This window comes from Deltaproteobacteria bacterium (assembly GCA_018668695.1).
Lineage (GTDB): Bacteria > Myxococcota > XYA12-FULL-58-9 > XYA12-FULL-58-9 > JABJBS01 > JABJBS01.
In genome coordinates, this window is sequence record JABJBS010000238.1 from 1 (window position 1) to 12,670 (window position 12,670).

General features: G+C 48.9%; 9 protein-coding genes. 4 read left to right on the forward strand and 5 right to left on the reverse strand.

From position 1 onward, the window contains the following. The coding region (locus tag HOK28_12795; GenBank protein MBT6433970.1) for a hypothetical protein at positions 1-1,520 on the forward strand (1,520 nt) is incomplete at its 5' end. A gap of 98 nt (positions 1,521-1,618) precedes the next feature. Here HOK28_12795 and HOK28_12800 read toward each other — a convergent pair. Beyond that, on the reverse strand, positions 1,619-5,788 hold the full coding sequence (locus tag HOK28_12800) for a hypothetical protein (GenBank protein MBT6433971.1): 4,170 nt from the start codon (positions 5,786-5,788) through the stop codon (positions 1,619-1,621). Positions 5,789-6,159: 371 nt separating this feature from the next. On the opposite strand from HOK28_12800, the gene HOK28_12805 reads away from it, so the two are divergent. Genes HOK28_12805 through HOK28_12815 form a run of 3 tightly spaced genes read left to right on the forward strand, consistent with a single transcriptional unit; the run spans position 6,160 to position 8,299 of the window. Further along, the gene (locus tag HOK28_12805; protein ID MBT6433972.1) at positions 6,160-6,567 is read left to right on the forward strand and encodes a hypothetical protein; all 408 of its coding nucleotides are present in this window, start codon (positions 6,160-6,162) and stop codon (positions 6,565-6,567) included. Beyond that, positions 6,555-7,013, forward strand: a complete 459-nt coding sequence (locus tag HOK28_12810; GenBank protein MBT6433973.1) for a hypothetical protein — start codon at positions 6,555-6,557, stop codon at positions 7,011-7,013. The genes HOK28_12805 and HOK28_12810 overlap by 13 nt, the downstream gene beginning before the upstream one ends. Beyond that, positions 7,010-8,299 (forward strand): hypothetical protein, encoded by a 1,290-nt coding sequence (locus HOK28_12815; GenBank protein ID MBT6433974.1) that lies wholly within the window; start codon positions 7,010-7,012, stop codon positions 8,297-8,299. The genes HOK28_12810 and HOK28_12815 overlap by 4 nt, the downstream gene beginning before the upstream one ends. A gap of 7 nt (positions 8,300-8,306) precedes the next feature. Here HOK28_12815 and HOK28_12820 read toward each other — a convergent pair whose 3' ends face one another. The 4 genes from HOK28_12820 to HOK28_12835 form a co-directional block, all read right to left on the reverse strand. Next, on the reverse strand, positions 8,307-8,570 hold the full coding sequence (locus tag HOK28_12820) for a hypothetical protein (GenBank protein MBT6433975.1): 264 nt from the start codon (positions 8,568-8,570) through the stop codon (positions 8,307-8,309). 27 nt (positions 8,571-8,597) lie between these two features. Then, positions 8,598-8,990: a hypothetical protein gene (locus HOK28_12825; protein ID MBT6433976.1), complete on the reverse strand. Its 393-nt coding sequence runs from the start codon at positions 8,988-8,990 to the stop codon at positions 8,598-8,600. A gap of 365 nt (positions 8,991-9,355) precedes the next feature. After that, positions 9,356-9,835: a hypothetical protein gene (locus HOK28_12830; GenBank protein ID MBT6433977.1), complete on the reverse strand. Its 480-nt coding sequence runs from the start codon at positions 9,833-9,835 to the stop codon at positions 9,356-9,358. Beyond that, positions 9,832-12,670 (reverse strand): hypothetical protein (locus HOK28_12835; protein ID MBT6433978.1); only part of this gene is annotated, 2,839 nt, incomplete at its 5' end. The genes HOK28_12830 and HOK28_12835, both read right to left, overlap by 4 nt.

A 12,670-nucleotide genomic window follows, 5' to 3' on the forward strand; every position in this document is an offset into this window, starting at 1 on the left:
CTGTGTTGTCCATGGGTCACCGAATCGCCTCCAAGGCAATTGCCCGCGGTATACCAGCGACCCAAAGCATCGGTGAGTCGGCACCTCAGCCCATTCGGGTTTCAGGCAAGGAACGATTCACGCATCTCGTAAGCGCCACACTGCTTTGGCCTCTGGGACTCGGAGGAATGCTCTTTGGTACCTGCGAGCTCCTTGGATTATTACCTTCTACAGCTGGGAATTTTCCCGCTACAGCCTTGATGTGGATCCTTGCTTACCCTGCGTGGCTTTCTGTCACCGCGCTCTTCGGGGCGGGTGTGGTCATTGCTAAGCAGGTCACACTTGGCAAACTTTCAGAAGGCGAAGCCGAGGAAGACTATCCGATTGCTCTGCCTCTTATTCGAAACCTTTGCGCCATGGTACGACTGATAAACTGGCTTTGGCCACGCCCGCTGCGCTTGAAGTTCTCGGTTTATATGGGGGCCAAAATTCACCCCAACACTGTTACCGATGAATCTTTTATGGATCTCGCATATGCCGATTTATTCACACGTGAAGACGGAACATTCTTCAGCTCCGCCGCATTTCTAGAGTTTACTCAACTCGAAAACGGTCGACGTGTTTTTCACCCAATCAAGCTTTCAAAGGGTTCCTACGTCGGCGCCTACAGCACAATCGTGGGACCTCAAACGATCTCACCGCTTACGCTGGTGGGTGCCTGCTCAGCCCTCGATGCCAAAAATACAGAGACAGAAGCAGGTGCTCTCATCGGCGTGCCCGCGAGGCCTGTTCCTTTGCGAATGGGAGACGTGGATCCCGATGCCTTTACCGTCGACCCGGCCGGTCTACGTCGTCTCAATGCGATGGCTGATCTTCACCGGTATCTTCTTTTCACGCTCACAGTATCGGTGAGTTCAGGCACTGTGGCACTAGTCTCAAGCTCAAGTGCCGTCGCCGCATTGCCTACCCACTTGAGCCATGCGCTTTATCTCTTTGGCGCTTGGTTCGGGGTCGTGGCCGCGTTTACAGCCCTTGTGGGCTCCATGGCGCGGTCTTTAAGGCGAAAAGTAGACGCCAATCCACGTCTCACCCAAGAGGGTATTGGCCGTGATAACCCATTACTGGGACTCTGGGCCACAAGCCTCTTTCATATGCTGCCACTGAGTATGATGACGGATATTCTCTCTGGAACCCAACTCAAAACATGGGTTGCTCGCTTGCTTGGCGCAGACGTGGGCCGAGGTGTATACCTAGATCACGGCATCGGCTTAAGCGACCTACCGTATCTAACGCTCGAAGATGATGTGAGCATTAATGAGGGTGCCGCGCTCATTGCCCACTCGGAACTGCCGAACGGAAATATCTCATTCAAGCCGCTTCATCTTGGCAGCCAAAGCAGCGTACTTTGGTCAGGTTATCTAGTAGGCGGTACCAAACTTCCCCGCGGTGCCATCCTCGGAAGTCTGTCGAGACCCTTTGATAGCCAAACCCTCGATGAGCAAACTGAGTACAATAATACACCGTGTAGACGTAAGAGTTAACGTCTTCGTTATAGAGCATTCATTTCAATTTTATAACATTAGGGTTAGTTGATACGAGTAAAAGACCCGTGCAGGAACCATACGTACTCAAGGACCGATTATTGAGGAATCCAACCAGTCTGATTCAGCTTTGTACGCGCCAAGCCCCCACGACCTGCTGATTGCACAATGACATCGGCAAAGGCATCGGCAAACTTTGCCACATCGTCGTCTTCGATAGGCGCACCTTCTGAATCGAGCAAAGCCTTCATCGATTCTTGAAGTGCGGAGGTTAACTTACCATCGGCATGGCTCAGTCCCTCGAGAACATCAATGAGTTCTAGATTCGCATTGCTTCCGTCTGATGCCATTTGAATGGCCAATTCGCGGATTTGTTCTTTACGACCTGAATCCTGACACCAATTACGAAAATTTCTTTTCCAATCCCCACCAGCGAGTTTGAAGCCGTTGCACTGAGTCTGGACATAGGTAATCGTCCGCGTACCCAGGCGTTCACCCAGATTACGTGTCTTCGTAACACTGGCGCCACCGCTCACGGTTACGCCACCGCCCACAGGAATATCTTCAACTGAGCCGCCTACTGAATTACTTCCATTGATTCGAGCGTATTGAAGCGCGAGTCCGTGCGACTTGATGAAATTCAGCTCTACTTTTGCCCCTGCTTTACCCGTCAGATCTAAACCGGGAATCGCGGCTTCTGCGATTGCCCCACCCGCAGCACTGACCACGACTTGCTTGGTCAATACTGCCAGCTTCTCAGGATCTTTAATCGACTTACTATCAAGCGACTGAAGCTGATCGATAATCACCGGTAGGAGAGGTGAAATATCTGATGAAGCGGCAAAACTTAGGGTCAAATAAACACCGTCATTATCAGGGTTAGAGTTATTCACAATTTCTGAGAGCGTGGCTGAAGCCCCCCCCTCTACTCCACCCGCAAGCGTAAAGCCCACATCAAAAGAAGCCGCTTTAGCCGTACCCACCTTCGTAATCTGCTTACGTAAACCCGCCAATTGTTTGTCGCTCATAGGCAAGCGCGGCATGGAGTATTGGTCGTCAAACCCCCCAAGGTCGAACTTTGAAAACTCTCCGTCGCTGCACTCGTCTTTAAGAGCCTTCACCAAGTGCGCGTGTGTAAGCATACAGGATTTCACAAAATCTTGCCGATTACGCACGCCTCGATTGTGCTGATACTCGTGTTTCATCTTCTGTAGATTTTTTTCGAGCGCACTCTTATAAATCGGGCTCAATGGCGTTTTGAGATTATCGTAACTGGTAACACTTTGACTGTAACTTCCAAACTCCCCTGCCACCCGGGCCATCCCATCTAATATCGTTTCGATGCGTTCCTGTCGTGAAGGGAGCGTCGCCACTCTATCACGAAAATCGTCGATGGTTTCGTACTCTGGAAAATCACGAATGGATACAGCCAAGGGGTTATGACGTGGCTCTGCCGTATCCAAGTCGTCCAGGTTCGCTTTAAGGTAGTCGAGTAGATTCACCTGCTTGTAAAAGGTCGTCCTGGTACCTTGAGCTTTAAGTCCGCCCGATACTTCCATCGTGCCCAATTTCGCTTTCGCGCCAATTGAAGCCTTTCCCGTTACGCTAACTGTTTGCGTTGGGACCGGCACGGCACTCCTTTTCACATCGAATCCCTCACTCGCGTTGAACACGCCCATGCCGCGTGCCAGATAGTTGAATGATTCAATCCCTGACTGAGCAGAGGCGTCGGCTTGTAAGGCACGGTTGATGGTCTCTTTATCACGCAACGATTCAGGAATATTCGGAAGGCCTCGCAAAAGGGTGAGCATGATATCGTCTTGATGATACTCCACAAAATCATGGACATTCTTAAATGTTTTACCCGCTTTAGCGCTACCACCGATTGTGCCGCTTACAGACGCTGCACCAATATCTCCAGACGCACCAATCGTTAGACCAAAACTGGTTCCCTCGCGTACCCGACGGTCATCACCACCACTCACAGCATGCCCCGCGGTTAGGCCGAGCTTTATCTTTGCTACGGAACCCGCTCCCCAACCCGCTCCAAGTTCAAAGTTCACCGAGTCGGACGCACCGCCTTTTTCCAAATATGCGAGCTGTTCCGTCACCTCGTGAATAAGGTCCTCACGCATCGCTTTGTAGATTTCCGCATCGAGGTGATTGCGAAAGAAAGTCATAAACTCGGTACCACGGTCATCTCGGATATTCGGTGCAATCTCTTGGTCAATGGTATCTCGCAACGTAAGCAGTCGCGAAATCTCGTTATCAGGGTCTCCTCGCAAGGAGCGTATCTCGCTGCGAATGCTGCCAACTCGTTCAAGAGCCTCACTGCTACCTTGCCCCTTATAAGCCTTAACCGCAGCAAATATTCCCAAACTAAGAATGGACCAAACAATATCTAGAGTTTGCCACTCTTTCGCCTCACTTGCCTGACGAGTGATTGTGTCGAGGCTGTCTAGAACTTCATCCAAGTTTATGTTTTCAAGTGTGCTTGGATCATACTCACCATCGATTACCTTAAGCGACGTGTGCAACTCTGCCAAGTTTGAGCGAGCACTTTGCCAGTCACCTAACTTTGAAGAATTCAGGGCCCTGTCGGTACTTTGACCGACCAAGGTTAAAAGGCTTTGCCTTACAGGTTCTGTGGACTTGGGCACGTTGGATTCTTTTAGGGATTCACTAAACCAATTCAGCTGTTTTTCGGCCTTATCATACTGACCCGAGCGCCGCTTAAGCTGCTGTGTGAGCCCATCTAGATTTTCTTTAATGCTCGCGTCATTTGTTAAATGAAGATTGTATTCATTTGCGAGCCGCTCGACTGAAAGAAAACTTTGCTTTTTAGAGTACGACCGGTTGGCATTCACCAATTCGGTGATGTTCTCCACGCTATAACCCGGCTTTTCGGGCGACTTCGCAAAATAGTTTTTGGCAACATCAGCCTGGGTTCCAGGAACATTGAAATCGGGTAAATCACATCGATAACCGACGATGCGTAAGGCCATAGTCAAACTGGGATCTTCAAAAATTTCCGGGTTTACAAAGCGCCCATCAAGATCAAACGTTCCATCTCGTGAGGATGAAAGCAACGTTGCCCGTGCGAGCAACGCAAGTTCTTCGCTCTTGTTAGGGAGCTTCTCGAGCTTTTCGAGTGTTAGCGCTTGCTCCGCCTTCACACTTTCCATGAGAGCCCGCCCTACTTTCGTGAGACTGCGGCCGTTATATCCAAGGTGTTCCGCACCGCCCACCTGCTCAAGCACTGCTTCCAATGCTTCGCGGTCCGCAGGGTTGGACAGGCTTGCGGGGTCGTTACGAGCTTCGATCAACTTTAGCGCATGAAGAAACGGCCGATTCTCAGGATTATTATAAACCGTACGGTCTTTACCACCACCCCACTCGATATGAAGTTCCCCATTAGGTCCAGGGTTATTGATGGCGTTTTCAAGAATAGCTGTACCGTTTTGAGATGCATGAGGCCTGTGAGTAAAGTGATCGGCCCATCCCCCAAGGTTTTGATACTTTAACGCGGCATCCTCATGAACTTTTGCCAATGCAACACCGATGTCGTCTTTGGAATATTCGGTTTGAGGGCGATACCTAAAGGCCTCAAGCCCAAGCTCTGATTCATGGCTTGTTAATGGGTTTTGGGCGCAGTGAAGAATCTTAACTGCTTGTACAATGGCCGGGTGCCGTACCACTACGTCGCCTAAGTCTAGGTCGTTATTCCCCTTAAGAAAGATATCCTCACAAGCAGTATTAAGGGTTTCTGGGTCACCCTCGCATGCAACGGTCAAAGCCCCCATGGCTTGGTCGACCTTAGCGAAACTATTATCAACCAAATTTTCCCATGCGACCAAAGCAGGAAGCGATTCTATTTCTTTCTTTACCTGAGCTTGCTCTGCATCGACAAATCGCTGCAGTAAAATGGACGCTTCCGCAGGGTCACTGATGTCCCAAGTTTTCTCAAGGTTGAATCGTGTGGCTAAACTCTGCAGGCCTTCTAAATCAATGCTGGTCGCTGATGGTGCGGGAGCAACTTTCTGCCCACCCGGTGTACCTGTCGCTGAGGTAGACACGGGTACTTTCGGTCCCACGGCCTGAGAACTTTTTGGGGTTCGCGGTATCGCCGATTTATCAAATTTATCTTGAATCGAGGATGGCTGATTTTTGATTTTTTTTGAATCCGCAGAAAGCTCATTGCGTGACTCAACAGCATCCGGAAGTGAAACTTTCCTAGCTCCTGATCCAGGCGGTTTAATAACTGTCATCACATTCCTCAACCCAAGAAGTCCCTTAAATTCTATACCGTGCTTAGTTGCCAAACCAGCGATTTTGTCAGTAGCAGTAAGGGTTTAACCTAATTCGTCATAGATGGGGCTGAATTCTTGGATTTAGACCGCTTAATAAGCCGCCCCGGGGCCCCGCATTCATCAACCCTGGTACTCAAAGAGGCCAACTTCAATTATCGGATACAAACCGGAAAGAGTTCATTTAACATTGATATAACTAGCCATTACCGGTCCAGATAGCCGTTGTCATCCCACACCATAAAATTGGTGTGATACTATTCACACCTCCTTCAAAGTCAGATATCCCGGACAAGCTTTATGCGGAGGGCAAAGTGCGGCTTAAATATTCAATGTTATCATTAGCCTTAGTTGTCGTTTGCCTAAGTGCAGGCTGTAGCCACAACAGTCAGGTCATTCGTATCTTTCCGAACGAATTTCCAAGGATTGCCCACCGAGCCAGTCCTGCGAGCGTCAGCGGAGAATCTTGTGGTTCAGGAGCGGTTTTTGGTTTTCGATTGACACAAGCGCCCGATGTCGTCGCAGCGATGAGAGATGCTCTCTCAAATGCCGGGTCCGATTACAACTCGCTTGCCCGCCTTAAAGTTTATGAACAACTGCATAGTAACTTTCTGATCAGCTACCACTGTTTTGTTGTAGTCGGTGTACCTCTGAGGTTGGGCCAAGCCGCCTTGCCCAGTGCTTATGGCCCAGCTCATCAGGTCCCGCAGGGAACGAGAGAAGACCAATGGGACTTCTAACAAGCTATACCTACTCCACTCGAACCGCGATGATTAAGTCTTGTATTTTATTGCTTTGCCTATCGGGCTGCACGTTTACCTTTTCACCAACTCATGTCACAACCATTCCTTTGGTGGTGTTTGACGAAGTACCCGTTCCCGATTCCATTAAAAAAGCCGAACCCTCAGCAGAGCCACTTCAGGATAGGTCTCTCAATTTTTGGTATGTCGGCCCGGAGGGCTGGAGCTCAGATGTCGTAACGGCGTTTATGATGGACCCCTTGGTTCTTCACAAAAAAAACGCCTACTTTGAAGGCCGGTTTGAAAATTTCTTCATGACAATCATTGGCCTTAGCTATGAACAAAGTAAGCTCACCGGCCATTGGGTAAAAATAAAACCCGTAGAACTCTCTCCACGCTCAGGCATGACGAGCATTCAAGTTCTCAATCCGGGTGATACCCAATGAACCTCCTTAACCTCTTAAAGTTAACGGCTGTCGCACTGGTGATCGCGGGCAACACGGGCTGTACCCACTCGCAACGAAAAAAAACCGAATTAGCCACAAAACTAAGTTACGACAATGCTGATAATGCCGGAGCCGCAAATTATTTAGAATTGACACTCAATCGCTCAAAAGAGGAAACCAATGTAAATCTATTGATGGATTTATGCGCCTATTGGCACTACGCGGGCGATTACGCTCGTAGCAACGAAGCTTGTCAAAAGGCCAGTGCGGAAGCCGATATGCTCTACACAAAGTCTATCAGAGAACAGGCTGCTTCATTTATCGCAGGTGATAAAGCCATCTCTTTTCAGGGTGCAGAGCACGAGCGCATCTTCTTACATATCATTGGAATGCTGAATTATGCTGCATTAGACGACCTTCCTAATGCGTTGGTCCAAGCACGTAAATTCGACAACAAGCTAAATTATTTCAGCTCCAACCCCGACGCCATTCAAAGTCAGTTTAAAGGGGATGCTCTTGGACGATACATCTCAGGGCTCCTCTATGAGCAAAACCGCGAAAACAACGACGCCTACATAGATTTTAATAAGGCGATTAAAACATTTGCCGTTAACCCCGGCATCGAGGTTCCCAATTTGCTTCCGTACGATGCGGCACGTACCGCGCGTAAGCATGGAATGTTGAAAGAATCAAAAGATACTCAAAAAAGATTCGGTCTTACGAAGAAAGACTCTCCACTGAGTAAACAAAGCGGCGAAGTGATTATCGTGTTTGAAAACGGATTCGGTAATTATAAGTATGAAAATGACGGGCTACCGGTCCAACAAAACCGTTCGTCAACAGTCAATGTTGCTCGTGTTAGGTCTCTTCAAACTGGCCAGGTTAGCCAATCAGAGCATGTCAAAAACCTGAGTTTGATTGCCAACGTTAGACACGAAGAGAGGCTACCTGAAATTCGTCGTAGAGTTGAAGCCAGGCGGGCGGCACGGGCTCTTCTTTCATTTGGTGCTGGAATGTTGAGCCTCGCCGCCGGTGGCGTCAACGCGTCCACTGTTGTAGGTGTAGCCACAAACGCAATCCTCTCCATTCTTACGGATGCAGATCTGCGCAGCTGGGAAACCCTCCCCGCCCAAGTCGACTTAGCACGTCTCACGCTTGTTCCAGGAAAGCATGACCTCGCCATTAAACTATATGGTCATTATGGAACTGAACTGTACCGCGGTGTTTTGAATGAAGTCGTTGTTCAGGCAGGAAAGCGCACTTGGATTATTCAGAAGCTTCCGTAGGAACTGCTTACTGAGGCAAGAATCCTTCGATAGTCGCCGCATCGACATATCCGTCGACAATCACGAGTTCGAGGCCCGGCTTAAGCAAAGTCATAGACGGTACACCCTGTGGTCCGAACCTATCTGTAACCCGCCAGCCATCATCTAAGACAACAGGGTGAGTAATTCCATACTGCGAAACCCAATCCTGGGTTTTTTGCATTGTTCCGTCGCCAAAGAGTGTGATTACGATGAAGCCTCTATCCTTAAATTGTTGATACCAGTCTTCCAGACTGGGTGCCTTGTCACGGCAATAGCCTCACCAATCTGCTGATGAAACCAAGAGAACCGCCAGCTCGCAAAAGTCGTAAAGACGGACGACAGTACCGTCCGAATGAACGAGTTCAAAGTCATCCATCTTGGTACCGACGGTTGTCCCGATTTCTAAACCTGAAGAGCTTGGGCAATTCCCAATGGGCCATCCCTGTGGATATCCGGCTACTAAAGGATCTGTTCCTGCGAGAAGTTCATCTCCATCATTGGTACCGTCACCATCTGTATCCGCGAGAGCTGGGTTCGTTCCCGCCGCTACTTCCTCATCGCCCATCAAACCATCAAGGTCGACATCAAGCGGGATATCGACAACGGCTGTACCGCAACTGGCGAGAAGAAAGCTGGAACAAAGTACAGCTGTTAAACATGAGATTTTCACGGTGGGTCATTCCCCTACTCTTTAACGACTTCGACATAGAACCAGGACCGGTTTGTACGTCGGCCGTACCAAAAGATGTTATTCCTCTTAAAAGCGTAACACAGCTCCTAAGGTGCGGATAGGGGCCATATCTAATGTTTTGCGTACATATTGGCGCGAACTTATCTAAAAAGATGAGGGAAACACCTTAACCACTTCGTAGCTAAGCCTTTGTTATGGCCTACAAAACAAAAGTATAGATAGAAGTCGTCATTATTTCTGTATGAAAGAGAAGACATTGCCCCACATTGAACCACTCGTTACCCTCTACCAAGAGATACATTCTTATCACGAATATAGAGCAACCATGGGTCCGCGCTTGGCACTTACTTCCGTAGGTCTGGAGGCAAGGGAATCTCTGGAGCCGTACCTGGAAAGGAAGTTTTAGTAACCTTAAGAGACGGCTGATTTTCCCGCCACGGCCGTGCTTCTGAATTTTCAGTCAGCATAGCTTCCAAACTCTTGCAGTAAGCATCTTCCGAAAACCCCGGCGAACTGGCCGACGGCGCCGATGCATAAGCAGGATCCACACTGTTCAAGGCATCAAAGAGGTCTTCGATACTAAATAGGCCGAAGCCCGATAGCTTAAGCCGTTCATCAAAAAAGGCCATCATCTCTTGGCTTTGGAAATCACTATCCAACGTGACTTTTTCAGACCCAACCGAAGCAACTCGGGCCAGACCTAAAAGATGCCCAAACCTCCATTGGTTCATTTTGCGAGAAGTTTCACTCAAACCCTCGTCCTCAAAAATCAACTCTTCCAAGATGAGTTTGTTTCTAAATGCCTCGTAATTTGTATCGGTCATACGAGTGCTACCTCCAAGCTGCCCGATGGCCGCATCACTTCCATGCTCGATAGCAGGGCAAATGAATCACCGGCTTCAGCACCGGCGTATTGCTGTGCTCTACCGGGATCAAAGTTGTTGAATCCGCTGGCCATCATATCCAAGGGTACAAAGTAAGCAGCATCGAGCGCATTACTCGTACCGCGTTTTTGGTCTCCGATATTTCCTCTTGCTACGGTGTCGCGGTCCCGGCTGTCATCGTGGAGCCGGTTATCCCGTTCTGTATTGGAGATCATCAAAACAACGTTATCTCTATTCAAGGTGCTATCCTTATTATCAATCACGAGATGACCTTGAAACCAGTCCATACTGTCAGCTTCGAGGTCACGTAAAGTTTGTTGATATTCCTCACGTGAGGACCCACTATTGCCCAAACTTTGATAATCTCGATACTTCTGCTGAACCTCGTTGGCGCGTGTCACAAACTGATCGCAATCTTTAATCAACGCATCATTTTTACCGCCAACGTTATCGGCGCTTAATTTGTCTTGGATGCCTTGAAAGCCCTGAGCGATCTTTGACGCATTCATCGTAAATGCTATCCGGACCGCACGGTCATTTCTCCACGCCGAAGCCATGGCCCCTATCTCAGAATGATTCATGTGACTTCGCGCCAGGTCTACGGCTCCAACCTCAGTTCCACCGATAGTCGGCGTGCCCCAAGATTGAAGATAATTCACATGATAGTTATTGGGGTCAAAGCCCATCGTAAGCGCTACCCCGCCCCCTTTTTCTCGAGTAGCCAATAGTCCCTGGAGAACTTTCTCTTTCTGAGCTTCAACATCCGTCGCCGCCTCGTTGATACGGCTCTCAATTGCGTCTATTTGCATATCGGTGGCAAACCAGTCGAAGCTCTTCTTAATGCTTTTTAATTCAGGATCTCCATCAATGATGTTCTTAAGTCCAGGAATACCCGTACGCCACAAGTCAGGATGCTGGTAATCCTTAAACCCACTGCTTAAACTATTCTCAATATAGGTCACGTACATTTTTGCATTATCATTTGATGATGCACGGATTGTTTCAAAAATCTTCGTTCGAACCCCATCCCGTTTTTCACGAATCACAGTCAGCTTATCTAAAAATTCCTGACGGTTGGCATCGGTCACCGGGTTGTTGGTTCGCAAAGATGAAAGCGCCGACAAGGCACTCTTCATCTCGGAATTTGGAGAATCCTCTAGTTTTTTATTTAAGGTCTTAAAACCATCAGCGCCGCTGTCGAAGTTGAAGGTATCCACATCCATAGCCCGATTGTAAACCATCGGCCCCACCACTCGAGAGGATGGGCCATAGAGAAGACCACTCGATTTCCCCGCCTGCTTAAGTGCTTTGTCCACGCCTACGGCTACAAGGCCCACTCCCATAGTGCCCAGTAACTCTGCAGTGTTAAGGCTTCTTGGGTCTTTAAAGAAATCCATCATGTGGAGTTTATTGCCACGGTATTCATCTTTACGATTGGTCCATTCCAGGTATTCCTGAACATCTTCGGGTCGAACCTTCACCGTCATGGGCCCCGCCTTTTTACGGTATTCAGCAAGCTCGTTTCCGCTGATATACCCGTCGCCTCCTGGTCCCAAAGGCGGAAGGAAAAAGCTCATCTCAAAATAAGCACCCTCGTCATCAACTTTGACAACCATGCGGTCTACGATAGAGGTCTTCACCTGAAGAAGAGATTCATGCGCCTTACCGATAGACTCTGCTACTGATCCGCTCGGGGCTGTTCGAGCTTTTCCTTGAAGGGTCGTCAGCGCTTTTGTAAGCTGTTGCTGCGTGGCCTCGGTGAGCGGGCTTGCTGTCATCAACCGTTCAATCTTATTTCCAAGTTCTTTAATCTCAGGATCACCGAGATTTTGCAAAGTCGTCAGGCCATCTCTCGCGGTTCGGCCAATGCCCGAGATAGCACCACAAAAGTATGAGGTTGGGGCACATTTACCAAAGGCTCCAACATCCTGCCCCCTGGTAATGACTTTTTCCTGACCAATAACACTGCCATCTACAATATCGGCATTTGCTACCCCGTTACTCTGTCTCAAAAAGAGCTTTTGGGTATCAGGTATTCCAACTTTAAGCAGATCGAAAATTGCTTCACCGCTGCGCTGAGCAGCACTTCGGAAAGCCGAGACCATCACATTGCGATTAATCACTTGGATCGTGAGTTCACGAGCGGCATCAAGGTTATCACTTACGTCAAAGATAGAACCATCTGGGTTACGAACATCACCCTTAGCATCGGCCAAGACCATGCGTATTTGTGCCTCTCCAATGTCTTCAACTTTGGGCAAGAGCGTATCCTTACCAATCACTTCCCGTCCAACGCGGCAACTGTTAACAACTGTTGCGTCTCGGTAAGAAGCTTCCTGGTGCGCTGGCACATTGAATTTGTCGATCAGGTGCTGCTCTAAAGCTTTACGCAGCTCATCTGAGCCAGACTCGTAGCGCCTATCCAGAGGCAACATCATTTTAATTTTTCGGGGTGGGTCCTCACCCTTGTAGGAAAACTCGATATTGTGAGGAACATGACTCTCCGGCAAATCCGAAATTCTTAGATGCAGGAACGACCATTCAGGGGCCGTTAGGTCTCCCTCACCGTCATGCCACCAGATATCGTCCTTCGCCACATCCTCCAACGGAAACTGGGCAAACTGAAGCTTGTATTGCTGAAAGCTCATCGTCGGCGAGATGTTATGGGTTTCCCGATCTGCGATAAAACCCTGGTGCAGAATATTGTTCAAACCCTCAAACTTCCCATCATAATCCCAGGTCAATCCACCCAAGTCATTAATCTCATCAACAACA